This window comes from Bacillus sp. GbtcB10, assembly GCF_019091365.1.
GTDB lineage: Bacteria > Bacillota > Bacilli > Bacillales > Bacillaceae > Bacillus > Bacillus altitudinis.
Map to the genome: position 1 here is coordinate 578,677 of NZ_JAGXJP010000002.1, position 24,425 is coordinate 603,101.

Annotated in this window: 27 protein-coding genes; 3 read left to right on the forward strand and 24 right to left on the reverse strand. The window is 41.8% G+C overall.

The window, feature by feature from the left end:
• Positions 1 to 120 precede the first annotated feature (120 nt).
• From glyA to prfA, 11 genes are all read right to left on the reverse strand, one after another.
• Positions 121 to 1,368, reverse strand: coding sequence for a serine hydroxymethyltransferase (gene glyA, locus KVT11_RS08305; RefSeq protein WP_024718755.1), 1,248 nt, complete (start codon positions 1,366 to 1,368; stop codon positions 121 to 123).
• Positions 1,369 to 1,545: 177 nt separating this feature from the next.
• Entirely contained in the window at positions 1,546 to 2,085 is a 540-nt protein-coding gene (locus KVT11_RS08310; protein WP_116306371.1) for a TIGR01440 family protein, read from the reverse strand.
• A gap of 12 nt (positions 2,086 to 2,097) precedes the next feature.
• Positions 2,098 to 2,547, reverse strand: a complete 450-nt coding sequence (gene rpiB, locus KVT11_RS08315) for a ribose 5-phosphate isomerase B (protein WP_003214714.1) — start codon at positions 2,545 to 2,547, stop codon at positions 2,098 to 2,100.
• 141 nt (positions 2,548 to 2,688) lie between these two features.
• Complete coding sequence (locus tag KVT11_RS08320) at positions 2,689 to 3,147, reverse strand: low molecular weight protein arginine phosphatase (RefSeq protein ID WP_017360042.1); 459 nt, start codon at positions 3,145 to 3,147, stop codon at positions 2,689 to 2,691.
• A gap of 63 nt (positions 3,148 to 3,210) precedes the next feature.
• Positions 3,211 to 3,765: a manganese efflux pump MntP gene (locus KVT11_RS08325; protein WP_035702305.1), complete on the reverse strand. Its 555-nt coding sequence runs from the start codon at positions 3,763 to 3,765 to the stop codon at positions 3,211 to 3,213.
• 60 nt (positions 3,766 to 3,825) lie between these two features.
• Entirely contained in the window at positions 3,826 to 4,878 is a 1,053-nt protein-coding gene (locus KVT11_RS08330) for an L-threonylcarbamoyladenylate synthase (protein WP_024718758.1), read from the reverse strand.
• Between the two features lie 161 nt (positions 4,879 to 5,039).
• Complete coding sequence (locus KVT11_RS08335; RefSeq protein WP_007497650.1) at positions 5,040 to 5,483, reverse strand: GNAT family N-acetyltransferase; 444 nt, start codon at positions 5,481 to 5,483, stop codon at positions 5,040 to 5,042.
• A 63-nt stretch (positions 5,484 to 5,546) separates the two neighbouring features.
• Entirely contained in the window at positions 5,547 to 6,197 is a 651-nt protein-coding gene (spoIIR, locus tag KVT11_RS08340) for a stage II sporulation protein R (RefSeq protein WP_017360045.1), read from the reverse strand.
• Positions 6,198 to 6,359: 162 nt separating this feature from the next.
• A complete protein-coding gene (locus tag KVT11_RS08345) occupies positions 6,360 to 6,839 on the reverse strand; it encodes a hypothetical protein (protein ID WP_017360046.1) in 480 nt (159 codons plus the stop codon).
• Positions 6,840 to 6,976: 137 nt separating this feature from the next.
• Complete coding sequence (gene prmC, locus KVT11_RS08350) at positions 6,977 to 7,864, reverse strand: peptide chain release factor N(5)-glutamine methyltransferase (protein WP_210552238.1); 888 nt, start codon at positions 7,862 to 7,864, stop codon at positions 6,977 to 6,979.
• On the reverse strand, positions 7,854 to 8,921 hold the full coding sequence (gene prfA / locus KVT11_RS08355) for a peptide chain release factor 1 (protein WP_008343422.1): 1,068 nt from the start codon (positions 8,919 to 8,921) through the stop codon (positions 7,854 to 7,856). The genes prmC and prfA overlap by 11 nt, the downstream gene beginning before the upstream one ends.
• 210 nt (positions 8,922 to 9,131) lie before the next feature.
• On the opposite strand from prfA, the gene racA reads away from it, so the two are divergent.
• Positions 9,132 to 9,683 carry a chromosome-anchoring protein RacA gene (gene racA / locus KVT11_RS08360; protein ID WP_017360049.1) on the forward strand — a complete coding sequence of 184 codons (552 nt, stop codon included), beginning with the start codon at positions 9,132 to 9,134 and terminating at the stop codon, positions 9,681 to 9,683.
• Between the two features lie 35 nt (positions 9,684 to 9,718).
• Here racA and KVT11_RS08365 read toward each other — a convergent pair whose 3' ends face one another.
• From KVT11_RS08365 to KVT11_RS08410, 10 genes are all read right to left on the reverse strand, one after another.
• A complete protein-coding gene (locus KVT11_RS08365) occupies positions 9,719 to 10,675 on the reverse strand; it encodes an AEC family transporter (protein ID WP_108611056.1) in 957 nt (318 codons plus the stop codon).
• A 91-nt stretch (positions 10,676 to 10,766) separates the two neighbouring features.
• Positions 10,767 to 12,467, reverse strand: a complete 1,701-nt coding sequence (gene malS / locus KVT11_RS08370) for an oxaloacetate-decarboxylating malate dehydrogenase (protein WP_072367350.1) — start codon at positions 12,465 to 12,467, stop codon at positions 10,767 to 10,769.
• A 279-nt stretch (positions 12,468 to 12,746) separates the two neighbouring features.
• Positions 12,747 to 13,349 (reverse strand): thymidine kinase, encoded by a 603-nt coding sequence (locus KVT11_RS08375; RefSeq protein ID WP_007497666.1) that lies wholly within the window; start codon positions 13,347 to 13,349, stop codon positions 12,747 to 12,749.
• A gap of 87 nt (positions 13,350 to 13,436) precedes the next feature.
• On the reverse strand, positions 13,437 to 13,637 hold the full coding sequence (gene rpmE, locus KVT11_RS08380; RefSeq protein ID WP_003215407.1) for a 50S ribosomal protein L31: 201 nt from the start codon (positions 13,635 to 13,637) through the stop codon (positions 13,437 to 13,439).
• 130 nt (positions 13,638 to 13,767) lie between these two features.
• Positions 13,768 to 15,051, reverse strand: coding sequence for a transcription termination factor Rho (gene rho / locus KVT11_RS08385; RefSeq protein ID WP_007497667.1), 1,284 nt, complete (start codon positions 15,049 to 15,051; stop codon positions 13,768 to 13,770).
• Positions 15,052 to 15,416: 365 nt separating this feature from the next.
• Positions 15,417 to 16,382 (reverse strand): class II fructose-bisphosphatase, encoded by a 966-nt coding sequence (gene glpX, locus KVT11_RS08390; RefSeq protein WP_007497670.1) that lies wholly within the window; start codon positions 16,380 to 16,382, stop codon positions 15,417 to 15,419.
• Positions 16,383 to 16,414: 32 nt separating this feature from the next.
• Entirely contained in the window at positions 16,415 to 17,704 is a 1,290-nt protein-coding gene (locus KVT11_RS08395; protein ID WP_048001110.1) for a UDP-N-acetylglucosamine 1-carboxyvinyltransferase, read from the reverse strand.
• A 246-nt stretch (positions 17,705 to 17,950) separates the two neighbouring features.
• Positions 17,951 to 18,589, reverse strand: coding sequence for a fructose-6-phosphate aldolase (fsa, locus tag KVT11_RS08400; protein ID WP_003215343.1), 639 nt, complete (start codon positions 18,587 to 18,589; stop codon positions 17,951 to 17,953).
• 111 nt (positions 18,590 to 18,700) lie between these two features.
• A complete protein-coding gene (locus KVT11_RS08405; protein WP_007497678.1) occupies positions 18,701 to 19,558 on the reverse strand; it encodes a class II fructose-bisphosphate aldolase in 858 nt (285 codons plus the stop codon).
• 178 nt (positions 19,559 to 19,736) lie between these two features.
• Positions 19,737 to 20,111, reverse strand: a complete 375-nt coding sequence (locus KVT11_RS08410) for a response regulator (RefSeq protein ID WP_003214681.1) — start codon at positions 20,109 to 20,111, stop codon at positions 19,737 to 19,739.
• A 180-nt stretch (positions 20,112 to 20,291) separates the two neighbouring features.
• Between KVT11_RS08410 and KVT11_RS08415 the strand changes: the two genes are divergently transcribed.
• A complete protein-coding gene (locus KVT11_RS08415; RefSeq protein ID WP_008343445.1) occupies positions 20,292 to 20,822 on the forward strand; it encodes a DUF2529 domain-containing protein in 531 nt (176 codons plus the stop codon).
• Between the two features lie 41 nt (positions 20,823 to 20,863).
• Here KVT11_RS08415 and pyrG read toward each other — a convergent pair whose 3' ends face one another.
• Both pyrG and rpoE read right to left on the reverse strand, forming a co-directional pair.
• Positions 20,864 to 22,471: a glutamine hydrolyzing CTP synthase gene (pyrG, locus tag KVT11_RS08420; protein ID WP_017360053.1), complete on the reverse strand. Its 1,608-nt coding sequence runs from the start codon at positions 22,469 to 22,471 to the stop codon at positions 20,864 to 20,866.
• A 238-nt stretch (positions 22,472 to 22,709) separates the two neighbouring features.
• Complete coding sequence (gene rpoE, locus KVT11_RS08425) at positions 22,710 to 23,246, reverse strand: DNA-directed RNA polymerase subunit delta (RefSeq protein WP_035389808.1); 537 nt, start codon at positions 23,244 to 23,246, stop codon at positions 22,710 to 22,712.
• A 377-nt stretch (positions 23,247 to 23,623) separates the two neighbouring features.
• Between rpoE and KVT11_RS08430 the strand changes: the two genes are divergently transcribed.
• Entirely contained in the window at positions 23,624 to 24,097 is a 474-nt protein-coding gene (locus KVT11_RS08430) for a DUF2798 domain-containing protein (protein WP_474078682.1), read from the forward strand.
• Positions 24,098 to 24,110: 13 nt separating this feature from the next.
• Here KVT11_RS08430 and KVT11_RS08435 read toward each other — a convergent pair whose 3' ends face one another.
• On the reverse strand, positions 24,111 to 24,308 hold the full coding sequence (locus KVT11_RS08435; protein ID WP_135226406.1) for a hypothetical protein: 198 nt from the start codon (positions 24,306 to 24,308) through the stop codon (positions 24,111 to 24,113).
• Positions 24,309 to 24,425 lie beyond the last annotated feature (117 nt).

Here is a 24,425-nt window from a genome sequence, read left to right on the forward strand (position 1 = left end):
CTTCCGGTGAACTTTGCACACTTCCTACAATTCTACATAAAAAGACATCATCTTTCAATATGATTCGCAAATCCTACAAAAAAAACCCACATGCCAAAAATAGGCAAATGGGTCTGCATCTTAATAATCTAATTCTTGATATAGAGGGAAACGAGCTGTCAGATCAGATACACGCTTTTTCGCCTCTTCTAATTTCGCTTCATCTTCATGATGTTTCAGCGCAAGCGCAATGATGGAACCGACTTCTTTCATCGCTTCTTGATCGAAGCCACGGCTTGTCACTGCTGCTGTACCTACACGTACACCACTTGTAACAAATGGTTTCTCTGGATCATAAGGAATCGCATTTTTGTTCACTGTGATACCAATTTCATCAAGAACGTTTTCTGCAATTTTTCCTGTAATGCCAAGAGAGCGCAAGTCGATGAGAACAAGATGGTTATCTGTTCCACCAGATACAAGCTGAATATCCTCAGATAAAAGTGTTTCAGCTAGTTGTTTTGCGTTATCAATCACGTTTTGTGCATATGTTTTGAAATCTCCGTTCAATACTTCACCGAAAGAAACAGCTTTTGCAGAGATCACATGCATGAGTGGTCCACCTTGAATACCAGGGAAGATCGATTTGTCGATCTTTTTACCAAACTCTTCACGGCATAGAATCATTCCGCCGCGAGGTCCGCGCAATGTTTTGTGAGTTGTCGTTGTCACAAAATCAGCGTAAGGAACTGGATTTGGATGAAGACCTGCTGCAACAAGACCCGCGATGTGAGCCATGTCCACCATAAAGTAAGCACCGACTTCATCGGCAATTTCACGGAACTTTTTGAAATCAATTTGACGTGGGTAAGCACTTGCACCCGCTACGATTAGTTTCGGCTTATGCTCACGTGCTTTTTCAAGTACATCTTGGTAGTCGATATGTTGTGTTTCTTTATCTACACCGTATTCTACAAAGTTGTACTGTACGCCGCTAAAGTTTACAGGGCTTCCATGTGTTAAATGCCCGCCATGTGATAAGTTCATGCCTAGCACTGTATCGCCATGCTCAAGGATTGTAAAGTATACGGCCATATTCGCTTGAGCTCCTGAGTGAGGCTGTACGTTCACATACTCAGCGCCAAAAATTTCTTTTGCGCGGTCACGTGCGATATCTTCTACAACGTCTACATGTTCACAGCCGCCATAGTAGCGTTTACCAGGGTAACCTTCTGCATATTTGTTTGTTAAGACAGAGCCCTGCGCTTCCATGACTGCTTCGCTTACGAAGTTTTCTGATGCAATTAATTCGATTTTGTCCTGCTGGCGTTTCCGCTCTAGTTGAATTGCTTTGAATACTTGTGCGTCTTGCTCAGGTAAATGTTTCATCAGCGAAATCCTCTCCAATCTATTTCCATTCGATGTTTTCACCATCTCATTGTACACGGTTTTTGAGTAAAATGTAAAAGTTTTTTTTGGAAAATCGACTTATTTTTTATGAAAACCCGAATATTCAAAGGGTTAAGCGTCTTCATCATTCAACATTATATTAGAAATATATCCGAACTATGATCTTGTATAAACGGCTCGTTCTCCGCCAATCAGCTTTGGACGAGTTTTTGCAAACGTCACATGTGCTTGTCCTAATTGATGACGGCTGAGACGGACCGGTACGGCTACCCGCTTTAAGTGCATGCCGATGAATGTATCACCGATATCAATCCCTGCATGCGCTGAAATGGATTCAACCAACACAGGGTGTTCCATTTGCTGATACGCATGCGCCGCCATAGAACCACCCGCCTGACGGACAGGTACAGCCGCTACAATCTCTAAGTTAAGCCGGTACGCCACCTCTTCTTCCACAACGAGGGCACGATTCAAATGCTCGCAGCATTGGAAGGCCAATTCGATTCCTGTCTCGCGTCTCAGTTGATCGAGCTCTTGAAAAATAGCTTCAGCAATTTGCTCACTTCCCGCTGTCCCAATGTGCTCGCCAGCCACTTCTGACGTACTGCAGCCAATCACTAAAATGTGGCCAGCTCGCAGTTCAACTGTTTGATGAAACTCTTTTAACATTTCAAGCCAATCTTGACCAATGTTCATGTTAAGCGCTCCTTACAAGTGCTTTTCTTCGTAATCAGCGATTTTACCAATCCGCACAGCATGACGTCCTGCAGTAAATTCTGTTGTCAGCCAAATGTGAGCAATCTCTCTTGCCAGTCCTGGTCCAATGACTCGTTCTCCCATCGCAAGAACATTTGTATCGTTATGTTCTCTCGTCGCCTTTGCACTGAATGTATCATGCGCCAGTGCACAGCGGATGCCTTTCACTTTGTTTGCTGAAATGCTCATACCGATACCTGTCCCGCAAATCAAAATGCCTCGATCGACTTCCCCGTTTGCCACCATATTGGCTACAGGAAAAGCATAGTCAGGGTAGTCTACAGAACCTGATCCACATTCACAACCCATATCAATGTATTCAATCTTTAATTCATCCATTAGTTGTTTGATTTCTTCACGAATATTCGTTCCGCCGTGATCGGATGCAATGGCTACTTTCATCGGGCAATTCCTCCTAAGGGTGAGTTAATCTGTCATGTCTTACATTCATTCTTTATTTACAGTTATATTTTAACCTCTGCCTAGTCATTTGCAAACAAAAGCAGAAAAACCGTTTGCGCAACGGTTTTACAGGTTGTCCATTTATGAGGATTTATGATCCTGTTTAAGCTTTTTAGCAAGTTGATACAATAGCGTTTCTAGTTCATCTCGTGTCTCCTGATAAATGGAGAGGCTCCCTCCAAATGGATCCGACACGTCACCTTCTGATCCTGTCGCAAATTCTTTTAGAGTGAAGACCTTGTCTTTCACATGAGCATATTGCTCCACAATCAACTGTTTATGCTGAATCGTCATGGTGAAGACATAATCTGCTTCATGAAGAAGTTCTTCTGTTAGTTTAGACGACGAGTGATTCAGTGGAATGCTTTTCTCAAATAATGCTTCGACTGCTTGAGGAGAAGCCTTCCCTGCATCAGAGGCGAAGATGCCCGCTGATTTTACAGTGACCTGTAAGCCTTTTTCATCTGCAATGGAGGAAAAAAGGGCTTGAGCCATCGGACTTCTGCAAGTATTTCCCGTACAAACAAATAAGATATTCATCTTTCGACCTCCTTTTCTTCTATTATATAGCATTTCATTCTACATGTTATGTAAGGAGACAGGCTAGAGCGGAAATAATAATTTGATTCCAAAGGCTAGTAAAATCAATCCGCCAAGCACCCCGCTGTATGAACCTACCCATGACCGAACCTGTTTACCGAGTAATAATCCAAGCCATGTGAGCATCATACTAAAAAAGCCAAACAATAAAATGGTCATCAACACCCGAGAACCGTAAATCCCCAGGCTTAAGCCAACGGAAAAACTATCTAAACTCACACTTGTTGCAAAAAGAACGAGACCGGCCCCAACAGGTGCGATAAATGGCTTATCTTCTTTTCGGATAGAAGCGATGATCATTTGCAGACCCAGCACCAAAAGCAGCGCCCCGCCTATATAGGTTGCTAGGAGCCCAAGCCAGCCAGATAAAAGCTGACCTGTTAGCATGCCAAAAAGAGGCATAAACATATGAAATATCCCAATGACAAGTCCAATATAAAGGATTTGGCGGAATCTCAGCTGAATCATCCCCATGCCGAGTCCAACCGAAAAGGCATCCATTCCAAGTGCAAAAGCCATGATACTGAGTGTCAGCAATTCCCCAGCTAGTTCATTCATGTAAATCCCCCTTGGACACGCATTCTCCTTTAACCTATGTTTGTCCAAGAGAGGATAGAACTATTTGAATGAAGAGAGAGTGCGCCCTCCTGCCGCTTTTTGCAGACGGTTCATGATCGCAGAACCAACTCCCTGCTCTGAGAAGGCTTCTGAAATGATCAAGTCTACATCCGTTTCATCAAATTGTCTCAGCACACGATATAAGTTTGCCGCAACCGTTTCAGGCTTTTCTCTCCATCCACAGCTAAAGATAACATCTGCCGCAAACCATTCCTTCTTTTCTTCTGTCGTCAGCACACCTACTTTTAGCCCTTCAGCTCGGTACTTCTGAATGTGCAGCTGCATGTCTTCATCACTCCCATGAAATATATACATTTGTGCTTCAGGTGCATAATGTGTATATTTCATTCCCGGCGATACTGGCGCCTCATCCTTTTTCGTCAACCCTGGATCCGTGTTGACCGTTCCTACGACCTCTTCTAATGCTTCTTTTGTAATACCGCCCGGCCTTAAGATCACTGGAATCTCGTCTACACAAGATACAACCGTTGACTCCACGCCAATACCTGTTGAACCACCATCGACAATGCCTGCAATTTTCCCATCAAGATCACTCGCGACATGATCCGCAAGTGTCGGCGACGGTTTTCCCGAACGGTTGGCACTAGGCGCGGCAATTGGCAGACCAGCTGCTCGGATGAGTTCAAGCGCAACAGGATGATCAGGCATTCTTACGCCTACTGTCGTTAAACCTGCCGTCACCTGCTTTGATAATGTGCCCGGCTTACAAGGTAGAACAATGGTGAGAGCTCCTGGCCAAAAGGCATCCATCAGCGCTGTTACTTTTTCATTTTCTATTTGCGCAAATTCATGAAGCTGTTGAACATCCGCAATGTGAACAATCAACGGATTATCACTTGGGCGTCCTTTCGCTTCATAAATTTTCTTCACAGCCTCTGTCTCTTTTGCATTTGCCCCTAGTCCATAAACCGTTTCTGTCGGAAAAGCGACCACTTCATTCTGCCGCAACAACAGAGCTGCTTGTTCAATTTGTGGATAGTATGTGGATAAATCCTTTTTTAAATCCACAGACCACCTTTTTGTATTTAACATCATACAAACTCCTTTTAAAAAAGATAAAACTGTTGATATATCTCAATTATCCTTTTGAAAGTATAAAAGATGATGCTAAATAAAACAAGCGTTGTCCACAATTTGTGGATAACGCTTGTTTTACAGTGGATAAGTATGTGAATAAGTCCGGTGTTTTGTGATTAACTAGCTGTTTTTTGCAGCACAACCGCCTGCTCTTTTCCCAATGACTCTTTTGCATGCGCAGATACCCACACACTTTCTGGGATTTCCTCTATAGGCGTAAAGCCCATCAGCGCTAAAAAATCATGCGAAGAGGAGTGATTGGCTACAACATAAAAGGTGTCCACACCTTGTTTTTCCCCTAGCGTTTGAACACTTTGGAACAGAGAAACGATATGCCCCTGACCCAGTTTATCTGATATCACAAGTGATCTTAGCAATCCTTCTTGTTCATTTAGTCGTTCAAGACCTAAACAGCCTGCAAGCTCACCGTCTGCATCTTCCATGACCACAAATGACGTACGCTCTGCAATCGTCACCCCGCCTTTTGCTTGGCCTTTTTCAAGAAAGGCATTAATGGCCGGGGCATCTTCTTCTGTCGCTATTCTTAATTGATAATACATGCTTTCACCTCTTTTTGTTCTCTTACTTCAACTCTATGAGGCAAAAACAGATTTAGACCTTTTTTAAGAGAAAAGACTAGAGACCCATTCGAACAGAAAGAATTTCACTTCACCCGTCTCTTCTTCTTTTACCACTTCATTGACAGATTCATTTGATGGCTCTGCGGCTACCTGCTCTTTATCATCTCCTTCTGGTGAGGCGATCGCTTCTCCGTTTGAAAAATCGATAAAGCAGAGAGGTGGGAATAACACACACCACCAATTGGCTCCGTCTCCTTCCCCTAACGTAATCAAAATGGCTTCATATTTCCCAGCAGGATAAACAAAGTTGCCATATAGCTTTGTTGGAAATGAGGCTTTTTGAAAGCTGACCGATACGGATTGATCAATGTGTTGTTCCTTTAATTTTGCTTTGGCAATACGATTGATGTCTGGAAGCTTTGAACGAATCACACGTCTAGCTTCTTCAATGGATGTGAGGTCTTTCACCCACTCCGTTATATTGGCATTGACCTCATCTCGAATACTTCGTTTCACATCTTGATCTGCCGACTGGTCACTGTTGGCTAAAATGCGTAAACGAATGGCTTCATCTGGAATCACAACAGGCTGATTGGCAGAAGCAGCCGCCGTCTCCTCTTTTCCAAGGTTTGCAAAAGCACCACATAATAATAAAAACATATAAAGACAAATCATCATTTTACTTTTGAACATGATGTGTTCCCCCCACTTTTTCTCTTCGCTACAAACATTGTGTCCAGGAAACTCATCTCGTAAACAGCAAAAATGATTTTTTTAATAGATTATGAGTAAAAAACAACTACATGAGGTGAGCGAATCAATGTTTTTTTGCATGCAAAAAAGCCATTCAACAACTTATGAACGGCTTTTTAGTGAGGATTGGTAATCGGAAGGGTACAGTCTCCCATCCCAATCTCGGCTGATTTTTAATCCCGAATCTGTTTTGATCACTGTCATTGCACCTTTTTTCTCAATTTCCTTTTTGACCTTTCCTTTATGGTCAATAAATTGAATGATCATTTCATAGTCAAATTCAATCCTGTCATCGCTTTCATCTGAAGGTGTAAACGTAATTTTTTTCAGTTTAATTTGACAATCTTGATCTTTTGCTGCTTCTAATACACTTGGAAACATGCTGTCTTGTGTATATTCTTGATATTCATGCTCGGTTAAATAATCCTTCAACTTCTCCTTCATGTCAGATAGGTCATCCGTTCGATTCACTGTGTATTGTGCTTTTTTATAGTTTTCCCCAAATGCTGCTGCTTCTTTTTTAAAGCTCGGTTTACCGCAAGCACTCACAATCAATAGTACACTGACGATGACCAACACCATCGCATACCTTCTGTTCACACCATTCGCTCCTTCAAAACAAATTTATGTAAAAAATCATGATCAGAATGTTCATTCTTCTATATATACGTTTCCCTTTTACCATAAGTTTCATCTTTACATAATAAAATAGTCCGACTTTATTCAGCCGGACTTCCGTTTTGAATGTGTGCGCAAACTGCTCGATCCTTTCCGTTGATGTCCTTGATGATATGAACATCAGCTGAAGGGAACGCCTGCAAAAGAAGCGCTTTTACATCTTGTGCTTGTGTATGTCCTATTTCAAAGACAACCACCGCTTGCTGATGAAGTACCTTGTGGAGATCACAGGCGATACGCTCATAAAACCACAGGCCATCACGCCCATCTGTCAGCGCATTAACAGGTTCATGCTTTGTGACAACCTCTGATAATCCATCCATTTCTTCTGCCGCAATATAAGGAGGATTGGAAATAAACACATCGACTTTGATGCCTTGAGACATAATCGGTTCAAGTAAATCCCCTTGGACAAAATGAACGTCTGCACCAAGCGCTTCTTGATTTCGCTTTGCTACTTCAAGTGCTTCATGTGAAATATCCGTCGCTGTCACAGTGAGAGATTCTTTTTCAAGAGCTAACGTAATCGCAATTGCACCGCTACCTGTTCCTACATCAACTGCTTTGAGCGGTTGATCATTAGGAAACACACGATTCATCATATTCAATGCCGCCAGCACCACTTCCTCCGTTTCAGGACGAGGAATCAGAACGTGTTTGTTTACTTCAAAAGGACGCCCATAAAAAAATTCAACACCCGTTAAATGCTGCACAGGCACTCCACGCTTGTGCTGTACTACGAACTCGCTGAATTGTGAATCTTGCTCCTCTGGCAGTGGATCATGAAAACGGGCAAGAAGTTCACTTCTGCTCCATCCAAGCACATGCATCAACATTAACTCTGCTGCGTTTTGGTCTCTGCCCGCTTCCGTTAACAAAGAAGAAGCCCATTTAAGGGCTTCAAAGATCGTTCGCTCTTTATTTTGCATTTTGAAGTTTTCTTGCTTGGTCTTCCATAATTAATGCATCAATGACCTCGTCAAGTTTTCCTTCTAAAATTTGATCAAGCTTTTGAATCGTCAATCCGATACGGTGGTCCGTCACGCGGTTTTGCGGGAAATTGTACGTACGGATACGCTCTGAACGATCCCCTGTTCCAACAGCAGATTTACGGGTTTGGTCATATTCAGCTTGTGCTTCACGCTGGAATTTATCATAAATTCTCGCACGCAAAACTTTCATCGCTTTTTCTTTGTTTTTGATTTGTGATTTCTCATCCTGACAGGAAACCACTACACCTGTTGGAAGGTGAGTCAAACGAACAGCAGACATTGTGGTATTAACACTTTGTCCCCCTGGTCCGCTTGATGCAAATGTATCCACACGAATATCTTTTTCGTGGATATCAATTTCAACTTCCTCCGCTTCTGGTAATACAGCAACTGTCGCTGTTGATGTATGAATACGGCCGCCTGACTCAGTTTCAGGAACACGCTGCACGCGGTGTGCACCGTTTTCAAACTTTAGTTTAGAATATGCACCTTTACCGCTAATCATAAAGATGATCTCCTTATAACCGCCAGTTCCAGTGACACTCGCTTCCATGACTTCCGTTTTCCAGCCTTGCATTTCAGCATAACGGCTGTACATACGGTACAGGTTTCCTGCAAACAGCGCAGCCTCTTCTCCGCCCGCTGCACCACGAACCTCCACAATAACGTTCTTATCGTCATTCGGATCTTTCGGAATGAGTAAGATTTTCAGCTCGTCTTCTAAACGTTCTGTTTCCTCTGTGAGCTCTGAAATTTCTTCTTTGACCATGTCGCGCATATCGGCATCGAGCTTATCTTCCAGCATGGCTTTCGCATCACTTAGCTGATCATATGCCGCACGATATTGTCTATATACCTCAACAGTTTCTTGAATATCAGATTGTTCCTTCGAATATTCACGAAGCTTCTTAGGGTCGTTCACCACTTCAGGGTCACTTAAATATTCATTTAGCTTTTCATAGCGTTCTTCAATTGATTTTAAACGGTCTAACATGGTCTTCACCTCTGTTTTGTGCGTAACAGTCTAATTATAGTATAGCGGGGTATGACAGTCAAAAAAATTTCCAAAACAATTGATTTTCTGCAATTTTTCACTAGAAAACACGATCTTTGGCGATTGGTTACTTGTTTTGTCTAACGTGAAGGAACGGATGCTCACGAAAGAGAATGGTACTTGTAATTGAAAAAAGGGAGGGCATTTGGTTTGAATACAAATGAGGTTGCAAAGGAAATTGGTGTATCTTCAAAAACCATTCAGCGCTGGGTCAAACAGCTCAACATCCCTGTCGCCCGGAATGAACTTGGACATTACGAATTTCACGATGACATTGTCCAGCTGCTCAAAGAGGTCAAACACCAAATGAACGAAGGTGTGATTCTCCATGACATTAGACTGCCGATCCATGAAGAAACCGCCCAGCAATTATCACCTGCTGTAGAAACTTCTGACTCATCAAAACGGATAGAAGCCTTAGAAGAACAAGTGAAACAGCTCCTTCAAGAGCAATCACACGTCAGTCATATTGAAGCGCGTTTTCAAGAAATGGAACGGAAACTCGCTAAGAAAGCAGATGAAGGCGTTTCCTACCAGCTCCTCCAGCACAGAAGAGAAATTGAAGAATTAACTGCAAAATTAGAACGCCTCACAGCCACATTGACAAAACCAAAACCATCAAAAGAAGAAGAAAAAGAAAAGGCACACCCCGAAATGAAAAAAAAGCGTGTGCTCTTCCCTCTGTTTCATTCATTTCGCTAAGAAAGGCTGCCTAACGAGGCAGCCTTTCTACTATATTATACGGTAAGTGCGATAATGATCGGTAGTGTAATGAGTGACATGATCGCACTGATCACAAATGCAGATGCTGTTTCTGCTTCCTGTTTCTCAAATCGAGTGGCGATCATGGCCGCAACAGCTGAACCTGGGAAGGCAACAAGCAATACAGCTTTTGTAATTTCATCCGCCGAAAGACCCATAAGAATGGCGATGAAATACATAAGTAACGGTTGTACAGCTACTTTGAGCAATGCGATACTGAAAGCTGGTAAGCTCAGTTTAATTTTGCGGATACCGACTGTGACACCGACTGCAAAGAGCGCAACCCCTGATGTCACACTTCCAATTTCCTCTAGCATTTCATGTCCGATGTCAGGAAGTTTAAATCCTAAAAGAACAAGAATGATACTTGCTAACGGTGCAAGCGCAAGCGGCTCAGATAAACCGTGCAAAATCGCTTTCGTCGTCATTTTTAGGAAACTTTCGCCGTCTTTGGCTTTTCCTTTTGTTTTTTCACCGACAGTTGACACAATAATAGCAATTGGATCAAGCAATGCATTTACAACTATTCCGGTAATAGCAATCGGAATTGCAACTTCTTGAGCCCCAAATAAACTGCCCAAGACCGGAATCCCCATAAATGCAAAGGTCGGTTGTGCTGAGTTTAATGAGAAAACAGATGAATCTGTTAAATCATATTTAAAAGCAAATTTCGTAACTAAAAGGATAATGATATAAAAGCCTACGATTCCGAAAATCAATGCAACGAAAAATGGAATTTGACTATAGAATTTATCTTTTGGTGTTGACAGAATGCTGGCGATAAAGTGCGCTGGCAAAGCATACTTTGTAACAAGTGTACTTACACCTTTTGCAGATTTAGCGTCATAGCTGCCGAAGTTCCCTGCGAACCAACCCAGCGCGATAACGAAAAAAATCGGTGCTAGGAGGATCAAAATATTTAAAAAGTCCATCTTACTATTCCTCCTTGAATCCTTTACATGTTTCTTATTTTATAGCGGCATTGCTTACATTACCCGAAACAATGCCGCGTTACACATTTTATTATGCTCTTACAATTTTTTTATATTCAGGAATCCACATAGCATCTTTCACAGCTTGTTCAATGTTTTCAGGTGTTTTTCTTGCGACACCATCTTTAATTGCTGCTTTTGCCACTTCAATAGCTACTTTGATAGAAACTTCTTGTAACTTATCAATGCTTGGAAGTAGACCAGCACCTGGTTTATCATGATCAACCATTTCAGCAATCGCATCCGCTGAAGCAACGAACATGCCTTTTGTGATGATTTTTGATTCCGTTACGATTGAACCAAGACCAAGTCCAGGGAAAACGAACGCATTGTTTGATTGTCCGATTTCATGTTCAATTCCGTTATACTCGACATTTTCGAATGGGCTTCCAGTTGCAACAAGCGCACGACCGTCTGTCCATTTGAATAGATCTTCCGGTACTGCTTCAGCAAGTGGAGTTGGGTTAGACATCGGCATGATCACTGGACGCTCAGTATGAGCTGCGATTTCTTTAATAATTTCTTCAGTGAATGCGCCGCCTTGACCTGATGTACCAATAAGAATGGTTGGCTTCACCTTGCGAACTGCTTCAGCAAATGAGATTTGTCCTTTTTCATCACGAGCCCAGCCTTCTACTTCATCAGAAGAACGAAGGTATGGTTTTTGGAAATCAAGCACTTCATCTTCAAACTGATCTGTTAGCAATCCTCTGTAGTCTAACGTCCAGAATGCATTGTTTGCTTCATCTTCACTTAGACCTTCAAGAACCATTGTGTCACGCATTTGATCGGCGATTCCGATTCCAGCAGATCCAGCTCCGAAAATCATCACACGGTGATCTTTCAATTGAGTACCAGTTTTCTTGACAGCTGCAAGAACACCCGCTAAAGTAATGGCACCAGTACCTTGGATATCATCATTAAAAGTTAAGATGTTGTCGTTGTATTTTTTCATGATGTTACGCGCATTTTTGTTTCCAAGGTCTTCCCAGTGAAGCAATGCTTTCGGGAAGAATTTAAGTGCTGCTTTTACATATGCATCAATGAACTCTTCGTATTTTTCACCTTGTACACGTTTGTGGTGGTTCCCGATGTACAATGGATCATTTAATAATTTTTCATTGTTAGTTCCAACATCTAACACAACTGGAATCACGCGGCTTGGATCAATTCCTGCTGCAGCCGTGTAAACAGCTAGTTTACCAATTGCGATGTTGATACCACCAACACCCCAGTCACCAATTCCAAGAATACTCTCAGAGTCAGTTGCTACGATGAGGTCGATGTCGCCTGCTGTTGCATGTAAGTTTTCAAATGCTTTCTCAATACCGTCAATGTTGTCGATTGAAAGGTAGACACCATGAGGTCTTCTGTATTCATGGCTGTATTCTTGAATCGCTTCACCAACAGTTGGTGTGTAAACAACAGGAAGCATTTCACGAAGCTTGTCCGTTAGAAGCTTATAGAATAATACTTCGTTACGGTTTTGCAAATCACTTAAGTATACGTTTTGACGAAGACGATCTGGCTGAGCTAGAAATTGCTTGTATGCTCTCTCTGCTTGCTGTTCTAAAGTCAGAACAGTTGGAGGAAGTAATCCTTCTAGTCCAAGCTCTTGTCTTTCTTCTTCAGAGAAAGCAACGCCTTTGTTCAACGTTGGAATCGATAATACATCTTTACCTGTCAAAGTGGTTTCGAGGTACCCTTCTTTTGTTTTCTTCACGTTGTTCATCAAAAACTACCCTCTTTCTAAAATATAAATAAAGTGAACTATTAATACAAAGAACGATCAAGGAGAAAAATCCTTAATCAAAAAAATTATGACAAGAAATCGAACTTTTCGTTTAAATGCTTTACACTACAGTTAGTCATTTTATGCCTGCTTATACCAAAACGCAAGCGTTGAAAATTAGATAATTTTTTCGTAGCGTTATTTAATTTATTTAAGTACAAATGATGGGTGTTCAGCCAAAATCTCGAAAAACGAAACACAGCGGCATTTGCTATTTTTTTAATTGTCAAGTGTTGTACCAACATCTAATTTTGGTACTTCATGGTGATGTCTGCATCGTGCTTCGTATGATTCCTGCGCACCTACTAAAATAATGGGATCATCATAGGATGCGGGTTTACCGTCGATCAAGCGTTGTGTTCTACTCGCTGGGGAGCCGCATACCGAACAAACTGCTTGAAGTTTTGTTACAAGCTCTGCACATGCCATTAAATGCGGAACAACACCAAATGGCTCTCCTCTGAAGTCTTGATCAAGGCCTGCAACAATGACTCGGTAGCCTTTATCAGCCAATTGAGTGACAATATCAATGATTGTCTCATCAAAAAATTGCACCTCATCAATGCCAATGACATCGGTTCGTTCTGATATGTGCGTTATTATGTCTTTTGGTGAGGTTACTGCAATCCCATCGACGGATGAACCGTTATGTGACACAACTGAGCTTGTGCTATACCGGTTATCAATCGCTGGTTTGAATATTTTTACTTCTTGTTTGGCAAAGGTGGCTCTTTTGGCTCTCCGAATCAATTCTTCCGACTTTCCAGAAAACATACTTCCGCAGATGACTTCAAGCCAACCGCTTTGTTTCATCACATACATAAGGTCTTCTCCCCCGTTTTAAAGTTCCATCAATCCACGTAAAAAAACAGGCAAGAACGGATTCCTGCCTGTTTATTGTATCTATTATTACTTAAGACCGTATTTTTTGTTAAAGCGGTCAACACGTCCATCAGCAGAAGCGAATTTTTGACGGCCTGTATAGAAAGGATGGCACTCAGAGCAAATCTCGATGCGTACCTCTTCTTTTACTGATCCAGTTTCAAACTCATTTCCACAAGCGCATTTGACTGTAGCTTTTTTGTAGTTAGGATGAATTCCTGTTTTCATCTACTGTCATCTCCTTCCGCCCTGAATCCAATTCGGAAACAGAGTTAATATCTCAGAATAAATTCTGAAACGCACATGATAAAATTATAACAGTGTAAGTCTATGATTGCAAATGTATTTTTTCAGGAAGCTATCTTCTTGATGCAGACATATTTGCTTGTTTCCACTCTTGCGTTAAAATATCGAAAAATTCTTGGTTTGTCTTTGTTTTTCTCATTTTGCGCATGAATTTCTCAGCGAAATCAGGTGTATCTGACATTGATTTTCTCATCGCCCATAGACGATCAAGATGCTCTTTAGGCACAAGCAGTTCTTCTTTTCTTGTACCGGAACGACGAATGTCGATGGCTGGGAAAATTCTTCTTTCTGCAAGAGAACGGTCTAAATGGAGCTCCATGTTTCCTGTTCCTTTAAACTCTTCATAAATCACATCATCCATACGTGATCCTGTATCAACAAGTGCAGTAGCTAAAATGGTCAAGCTTCCACCTTCTTCGATGTTACGCGCAGCACCAAAGAAGCGTTTTGGACGGTGGAAAGCCGCTGGATCAATACCACCGGAAAGCGTTCGGCCGCTTGGCGGGATGACCAGGTTGTATGCCCGAGCAAGCCTTGTGATGCTGTCCATTAAGATGATGACATCTTTTTTATGTTCAACTAGACGCATCGCACGCTCTAATACAAGCTCTGCTACTTTAATGTGGTTTTCCGGTACTTCGTCAAAGGTTGAGCTAACGACATCACCTGCAACAGATCGTTCGATATCTGTTACTTCCTCTGGACGTTCGTCAATAAGAAGAACAATCAGTTCCGCCTCTGGATGATTTTCAGAAATGCTGTTGGCAATTTCTTTGAGTAAAATGGTCTTCCCTGCCTTAGGCGGCGCAACAATTAATCCACGCTGTCCAAAACCAACTGGTGCCATCATATCCATAATTCTAGTAGACAGATGATTAGGCTGTGTTTCAAGAATCATTTGACGATCAGGGAATAGCGGTGTGAGAGCAGGAAAGTGAACACGTTCCTTTGCTGATTCTGGGTCGTCCCCATTTACCGCTTCTACATGAAGGAGGCCATAGTAGCGTTCATTCTCTTTTGGAGGTCGTACCTTTCCAGACACCTTATCACCATTTCTTAAATCAAAGCGTCTGATTTGTGAAGCAGAAATATAAATGTCTTCAGAGCTTGGGGAATAGTTAATTGGTCTTAAGAAACCAAATCCCTCTGACTGAATAATTTCTAGAACCCCTTCCATAAATAAGAGATCCTCTTGCTCAGCGTTTGCCTTTAAGATGGCAAAAATTAATTCTTTTTTTGTTAGTTTGCTGTAATAAGAGATTTTGTACTTTTTTGCTAACTCATACAGCTCTTTTAATTTCATATTTTCCAAAGATGAAATCGAAACATCTTTCAATATGGACACCACACTTTTCTAGTCAATGTATTTCATTACAAATGCATGACCATTGTATTTGATTAGCTTTTAATTCCGTTTTTTGTTGGAATGACCTTGCTCTCATGGTAACGCTCCCACTCGTTTTATCGTAAAGATAGGAACAATGTGAAATAGAGCTTTGTCAACATAGAGAAGGATAATGAGTATATCGTCATGATGCGGCAGTATTTAAACTTGTTGAAGCTTAAAAGAAGTAAATTCGCAGAAAATTTCGCAGCACTCTTTAGTTTTACCTCATTTGCAGGGAATATTCAACTTTAAAAAGAAAATGATATATATTTGACACCTATATGAAAAGCGGGTAAAGAATACCCGCTTTCAGATTACGGACGAATGACAAGATTCGGTTTTTTCTTTAAACTGTGTCTGCCATCGACGAATCGAACAGTACCTGATTTCGCACGCATGACAACACTATGTGTTGTTCCAACAGAGCCTTTAAATTGAACACCTTTTAATAACTCGCCATCTGTTACACCTGTCGCTGCAAAAATGGCGTCATCGCCTTTCACGAGGTCTTCCATTCTGAGGACTTTTCCAACATCCAGTCCCATTTTCTCACAGCGTCTCAGCTCTTCTTCACTTTGTGGAAGAAGCTTACCGTGGATTTCTCCACCAAGTGCTTTAAGCGCAACAGCAGAAAGGACACCTTCAGGCGCTCCACCTGAACCAAATAGAATATCAACACCTGTGTGATCAAATGCTGTATTAATGGCTCCTGCAACGTCACCATCATCGATCAGCTTGATTCTTGCTCCAGCTTCTCTCAGCTCAGCAATGATCTTTTCATGTCGCTCTCTGTTTAAAATTGTCGCAACAACATCTTCAATATCTTTGTTTTTCGCTTTTGCAACAGCACGAAGATTGTCAATGACAGGCGCTTCAATGTCGATGCAGCCTACCGCTTCTGGACCTACTGCGATCTTATCCATGTACATATCAGGTGCATTCAGCAAGTTGCCATGATCTGCAACAGCAATAACAGCTAAAGCATTCCAGCCGCCGCTTGCCACAATATTTGTTCCTTCCAATGGATCAACAGCGACATCCACGCGAGGTCCATATCCGTTTCCAAGCTTTTCCCCAATATAAAGCATTGGTGCTTCGTCCATTTCTCCCTCGCCGATGACCACAGTTCCCTTCATCGGAATCGTATCAAATACATCACGCATGGCACTTGTTGCAGCATCATCCGCTTCGTCTTTTAAACCTCTACCCATCCAACGAGCAGATTTTAATGCAGCTGCTTCTGTCACCCGTACTAGTTCCATCGATAAACTTCTTTCCATTTTTGTCCAAATCTCCTCTCACAGTCAAAGCCTTATGAATTTTGAAGTTCTTCTATTTCTTGGTCATTCAGCTTTTCACGCCAGATGGTTGCACCCAAGCCTTCAAGCTTCTCCTCAAGCATACTATATCCTCTGTCTATATGTTCAAGCCCTGTGATTTCGGTCACACCGTCTGCCATTAACCCTGCAACAACGAGACAAGCACCTGCTCGCAGATCACTTGCTTTGACCTTTGCACCTTGAAGCTGCGTTTGACCTGTAATAATGGCAGATCTTCCTTCCACCTTCATGTTAGCACCCATTCGACGCAATTCGTCAATGTGTTTAAAGCGGGCAGAGTAAATGGTATCTGTCACGACACTCGTGCCTTTCGCTTTTGTTAACAAAGCCGTCATCGGCTGTTGAAGATCGGTCGGAAAGCCCGGATACACAAGGGTTTTGATATCGACAGGCTTGAGTCCTTCATTTCTGCCAACGATCAGCATTTGATCGTTGCTTGTTTCAATTGTAAATCCCATCTCTCTAAGTTTCGCCGTAATTGATTCTAAATGAGTTGGGATCACATTATCAAGCACAACTTCATTCCCCATCGCTGCACCTGCAATTAAAAATGTACCTGCTTCTATGCGGTCAGGGATGATGGAATGCCTGCAGCCATGAAGAGATTCCACACCTTCGATCCGAATCACATCCGTCCCCGCACCTTTGATTTTAGCTCCCATGCTTGCAAGCAGTGTTGCTACATCAATAATTTCGGGTTCTTTTGCGGCATTTTCAATCACTGTTTTCCCTTCAGCTAGCACGGCTGCCAGCATGATATTGATGGTCGCACCTACACTGACAACATCAAGATAAATACGGGCTCCGACTAATTTTTCAGCGCGCAAATAAATCGCACCCTGTTCGTTTGTCACCTCGGCTCCAAGTGCTTCAAAGCCTTTGATATGCTGATCGATCGGTCTAGGTCCTAAGTGACAGCCCCCTGGTAATCCAATGACAGCCTGCTTGAATCTACCGAGCATGGCGCCCATTAAATAATAGGATGCTCGTAGTTTCTTCACTTTCCCATTAGGAAGCGGCATGCTGATCATGGAGGCAGGATTGACAACCATCTCACCTTTTTCAAACGTGACCTTTCCGCCAATCTCTTCTAACAGATCTCGTAATGTGTCAATATCTGAAATATGCGGAAGGCCTTCAATGGTTACTGGAGAATCAGCGAGAATCGTGGCAGGAATCAGTGCCACAGCACTATTTTTCGCACCACTAATATGTACGGTCCCGCGCAAGGGGTCACCGCCGGCAATGTTTAACTTTTCCATATTTGTCTCCCTTCTTAAAGAAGATCACTGTTGGAGTTATACTGTTTGTGGATGTCGCGCTTTAAAAGGTCTTGTCCAAAATTTAGCCAATATCAAGAGAAAGAATACAGGTTAAACGAAATTTGTCGGAAGAAAAATAATCGAAGCTTTGCGAGGCTGTGATGTTCTCTTCTTTGCACAAAACATTTCTTAGCGTATTTAAGGAAAACTGCGGCAAACGGATGCGTATCCGTCTGCCACAATCACTTATTTATTCCAGTCTGCTAAAAATTGCTCAATGCCTGCATCCGTTAATGGGTGTTTTGTCAGCTGCTTGATGACTTTCAGCGGCATTGTGCCGATATGAGCACCTCTAAGCGCAGCTTCTGTCACATGTTGCGGGTGACGAATGGATGCAGCAATGATTTGTGTATCTAATCCATGAACATCAAAAATGGTTTTCACTTCACTAATGAGATCAAGACCATTTTGGCCAATGTCATCTAAGCGGCCGAGGAATGGAGAGACATACGTCGCACCAGCTCTAGCTGCAAGAAGTGCCTGGTTTGCACTAAAAATCAACGTGACGTTTGTTTTAATCCCAAGGTCTGTTAACGCTTTGACCGCTTTAAGACCGTCTGTTGTCATTGGGATTTTCACTGTGATATTTGGTGCAATAGCAGCCAGCTCTTTTCCTTCTTCGATCATTTCTTCTGCTTTGAGAGAAATGACTTCCGCACTAACTGAACCTGATACCACGTCAGTGATTTCACGAAGGCGGTCGTGGAACGATACGTCCTTTTCTTTCGCTACTAAACTAGGATTTGTTGTCACGCCTGCTAAAATGCCAAGCTCGTGTGCCTCTTTGATGTCTGCGATATTCGCTGTGTCTACGAAAAATAACATAAATGTGCCACTCTCCTATCAATAAATTGTCTGAAATGTAAATTTGATTGCGCTTTCTCATGATATGGAGAAAACCGCCTGTGACTCAGGCGGCTTTCGGTTCTCATCAAATTATGCTTGGTTAGAAGAACCAAATTCACGCATTTTGCCGATAACAGTCGCTTTAATTGCGTCACGAGCTGGTCCAAGATATTTACGTGGATCATACTCTTCTGTTTTTGCAGCAAGTGTTTCGCGAACTGCTTTCGCAGAAGCAATTTGGTTTTCAGTGTTTACATTGATTTTTGCTGTACCAAGTGAAATCGCACGCTTGATGTCAGCAGTTGGGATACCTGTTCCGCCGTGAAGAACAAGTGGAAGTCCAGTTGTTTTACCGATTTCTTCCATTTCAGCGAAACCAAGGTTTGGTTCACCTTTGTATGGACCATGAACTGAACCTAGTGCAGGCGCAAGGCAGTCAATACCAGTACGTTCTACAAGCTCTTGGCACTCTTTTGGATCAGCATAAATAACGCCCTCAGCGATGACGTCGTCTTCTTGTCCACCAACAGTTCCAAGCTCAGCTTCTACAGATACACCGTGGAAATGTGCAAGCTCAACCACTTTTGCAGTTGTCGCTACGTTCTCATCAAATGGATGGTGAGAAGCATCAATCATCACAGAAGTAAATCCTGCATGAATCGCTTTTGCACAAGATTCAAAGCTTGAACCGTGATCTAAATGAATCGCAACAGGAACTGTTACATTATATTCTTCGATTAACGCTTTTACCATTGCGACAACTGTTTTGAAGCCGCCCATGTAGCGTCCTGCTCCTTCAGATACTCCTAAGATAACTGGAGATTTCTCTTCTTCAGCAGCTTGTAAAATCGCTTGCGTGAATTCTAAGTTATTTAAGTTAAACTGTCCAACAGCGTAACCTTTTTCCTTTGCGTCTTTCAACATTTCTGTCATTGAAACTAAAGGCATGATGAAAAATCCTCCCTATGTAGCTAATTTGCTTACTAAAAAAAGCTCTCCACCCTAGCATGACCAGAATTTCTCGCCATATGTAAACTTTCAAAGTCAGATCGCTTTCTTCTTCTTATCTAGAATACCAATTATTCGACAAATCGGCAACAGAATGACTTGATTCAATCATTTCCATCTAGCCATTTGTTTCGAGCGGCAAGTATTCTTTTACTGCATCACGGATTTCATCAATATCAAATGGTTTAGCAAAATGCGTTAATGCACCGAGCTCTTTAGACTCTTGAATCATATCTAGTTCGCCATAAGCTGTCATAATGATCACTCGAATGTCTTCATCAATTAATTTCATGCGTTTTAAAATCTCAATGCCATCCATTCCGGGAATCTTCATATCAAGCAGGACGAGGTTTGGTCTATGGTTTTTCACAATATCTAATGCCTGTAGTCCATTAGCGGCTTGAAAGGTTTGATAGCCTTCTTTATGAAACACTTCATTCAGCAATATTCTAATACCGTACTGATCATCGACAATTAAAATTTTCTCATTCATCTGTTACACCCCATTGCTTTCATTTTTCGCCATAAAAAGAGCTGTTGTTAAATAATTCTGTTTGATTTTCACATTTCCTTTAATTATAATAGTTTACTTTACGACATTTTCTGAGCATTTTTCCTAATATTCTCTTTATATTCTATTATAAAATGATCTGACAGAAGGAGGAAATGAGTCTTGTTAAAAATTTTCACTACCCAATTATCAGGTATTTTTTCACGTATTGGAGATAAGCAGGCCGAAGCGATCGAAGACGGTGCACGCCTTCTTGCTCAGGCCGTTGTCAGTGGCCATGCCGTGTATTTTCATGGCAAGAATGAACTGGCGGCTGTAGCCTTAGAGGCATCCGAGAGCAAAGAGCCGTTTCCGGGTGCGAAGGTTCTGCCGCTGGATCAAAAGGAGCGCAGCTTACTTCATCCAAGTGACAGGGTGCTTTTATTTTATTCAGATCCAGAAGATCAAGAGATTCAATCCCTTGTCAAAGAGCTGCACGAACAAGGTACACCTATTGTCGGTGTCGGCCCTGCACAAAAGGAGACGTCATTCATTGAAGAGCATTGTGATGTCCACATTGATTTTCAGCTCAAAAAACCACTTGTGCCTGCTGAAGATGGAACAAGGTTCGGCTATCCTGCACTGATGACCTGCTTATATGTCTACCATGCTCTATCGTTTACTGTGAAAGAAATCGTTGAGGAATATGAATAAAAAAACTGCCGAGAAGATGATATTCTCGGCAGTTTTTTGTTTTATTTTGATTCAGATGCCTGTAGTGAAGCACCAACGAAATCTCTAAATAACGGCTGTGGTCTTGTCGGTCTTGAAATGAATTCTGGGTGGAACTGAGAAGCAAGGAACCATGGGTGATCCTTCAGTTCAATGATTTCAACAAGGCGTCCGTCTGGGCTTGTACCAGAGAAGACAAAACCTGCTGCTTCCATTTGCTGTCTGAATTCGTTATTAAACTCATAGCGATGACGGTGGCGTTCGTACACGACTTCGTCATTGTATGCAGCAAATGCTTTTGAGTCTTCGTTTAATTTACAAGGGTATAGGCCGAGGCGAAGTGTTCCACCTAAGTCATCAACATCCTTCTGTTCTGGAAGAAGGTCGATGATTGGGAATGCTGTTTCTGGATCAATTTCAGCGGAATGTGCTCCCTCTAAACCTAGTACGTTTCTCGCATATTCGATAGATGCGACTTGCATACCTAAGCAGATTCCGAAGAATGGCACTTTGTTTTCGCGCGCATATTGTGTTGCAATGATTTTCCCTTCTACTCCGCGGTCTCCGAAGCCTCCAGGAACAATAATGCCGTCTACATCTTGAGCGAAATCAGCCATATTTTCTGCTGTGACTTCTTCTGCGTTGATCCATTTGATTTGAACATCCGCATCAAATGCATAGCCCGCATGACGAAGTGATTCAACGACAGAAATGTATGCATCTTGCAGCTCAACATATTTCCCTACTAGACCAATCGTAACTTGTTTTGAAAGGTTTTGCACTTTATCAACAAGCGCCGTCCACTCCGTCATGTCCGCATCTTGACAGTCAAGCTTCATGTGCTCACATACAAGCTTGTCTAATCCTTGTTTTTGTAAATCAAGCGGAATCGAATAAAGGGTATCTGCATCCTGACATTCGATGACTGCTTTCGTATCAATATCACAGAATAGCGCAATTTTGTCCTTCATGTCTTGTGCCAATGGCATTTCAGTTCTGACCACAATGACGTTTGGCTGAATACCTAGACTACGAAGTTCTTTTACACTATGCTGTGTTGGTTTTGTTTTCAGTTCGCCTGCAGCACGGATGTAAGGAACAAGAGTACAATGAATGTACATCACGTTTTCACGGCCGATGTCACTCTTCATTTGACGAATCGCTTCAAGGAATGGAAGGGATTCGATATCTCCAACTGTTCCACCGATTTCTGTAATGACCACATCTGCACCCGTTTCTTTTCCGGCACGGTACACACGGTCTTTGATTTCATTTGTAATGTGGGGAATAACCTGTACAGTTCCACCTAAGTAGTCGCCGCGGCGCTCTTTCTTCAGAACAGTAGAGTAGATTTTACCTGTTGTAACGTTGCTGTACTTATTTAAGTTAATGTCAATGAAACGCTCGTAGTGACCTAAGTCAAGGTCTGTTTCAGCACCGTCGTCTGTGACAAATACCTCACCGTGCTGGTATGGACTCATTGTCCCTGGGTCTACGTTGATATATGGATCAAATTTTTGAATGGTGACATCCATCCCTCTATTTTTCAGAAGGCGGCCTAACGATGCAGCCGTGATCCCTTTTCCAAGTGAGGAAACAACTCCTCCTGTTACAAAAATATACTTTGTCATTTCGTATGCTCCTCTCTTTTTTACCCTTGCATGACTAGACATGCACAGCTTCATCCTTTTAGAGTGTATCCCTAAATCTCTTGAAAAATAAGAAAGCTCCCTTTCAAATAAATGAAAGGGAGCGTAAATGAACGTATCTTTACGTACTCTTTTTTAGAGAGCCCAAAATACATACTACATAGTTCGCTCTGGAAAGTCAAGACGGTTTTGTCCTGTTTTCAGGACCGGTTTGTGAGGGTTATTTGTCTTCCTCATCATCGTCTAAATCGTCTTCATCAATTTCCGTTAAGCCGTCATCATCTTCATCATCATCTTCGTCGAAGTCTTCTATCTCTTCATCGATTTCTTCATCATCTAGGTCAAGGTCCTCGTCGTCTTCAACAAGATCAAGATCTTCTTCAAGCTCGTCGATTTCTTCTTCCTCTTCAATATCATCGAAGTCTTCTTCAACGACAGCAGCTTTTGTTTTTTTCTTTTTCGCTTTTGTTTTCACAGCTGGCTGAACTTCTTCTTCGATTTGATCAACTGGATACCAGCTGCGAAGTCCCCATCTCTGATCACCTAACGAAATAAAGCGGCCATCTATATTTAAGTCTGTATAAAATTGAGCAAGTCGATCATCAAGATCAGATTTTTGTATCCCTTGCAAACGGACCATTTCATCTATTAACTCGGAAAACGTAATCGGCGTTTTGCTGTCTCTGAAAATTTCATAAGCAAGTTCAACTAAAGACATTTGTTTGAGCTGTTCCTGTGAGTATTCTTTCAAACTCAAGGTCAGACACTCCCTTTCTATTACATGTATGTATCCATTTATCAGTGAAATAATAAGTATTTATACCTTATTCTTACGACAAACCATACCTCTCATTATAAACAAATTAGGGGAGTTTATGCCACCTTTATTGATGTTAATTTTTGATTTTTTCACAAGAGGAGCCTCTAGCGGTCAATCATTTGTGCCGAATTGGCATAATTCATGTGTGAAGCACACGTTTTGCATGCTTTTTTGTCTTCTCTTTTGATGAATACAAAGTCATTTACTCTTCTTAAAAAAGGGGAATTATTCCTTCACAAAATGTTCACTTACGACGAATTGAAACAGAAATCTATAATAAATAGACTAATTTTGAGAGGTTGATCGAATTGCCAATGACAAAAAAAGAAGATATACAATTTGGTGTCTTGATGTGTTTTTGTATGTTTTCAGTGATGTTCTTTTATAACCTATTTCTAAATGGGCGGCTTGGACATATGACATGGTTAGAAGGTGTACTCACCTATGTGATCGGTTTTGCCATCACGTTGTTGATTGAGATGTGTATTGTTGGGCCTTTAGCAAAAAAAGCAGCCAGCCGTTTTGCCCCAAAAGGCAAGAAAATCTATTTTATTCTCACTCTTTCTATCTTTATCGTGTTTGGGATGGTGTGTCTCATGTCTTTATGCGGATATGTCGTTCAAAGCATCAGCACAGGATTTCAAACACAATCGATTCTATCTGATTACTTAACGATTTTCGGTCATAATGTCATGTTGGCGTTCCCTTTGCAGATGTTGATTATGGGACCGCTTGTCCGTTTTGTTTTTTTCAAATGGGTGAAATTAAAACAGACAGCAGCGGTTTAGTCGAATGGATAGGTTACAGCTGGATATTCTGAATGAGTGAAAAAACCAAAGGTACGGTGAATAAAGTGCCCGCAGACACGAGTACAATGAGTTTTCTGCGGCTGTTTTCTTTTTCTCCCTTCCTTTTTGGAGACTTTGAAAGCTCTGTGGAGACCATAATCCATATGATCATCGTGACGATTCCTAAAATGCCAATAAATGTTGTGTTCATCATGATAACCTCCATTCTGGTTTTTCCCAATTTTACCATAGTGATCAGGTGATATGAGATCATATTGGAGAGATTTCACATTTGATACAAAAACAGACCACCTCACATCAGGTGGTC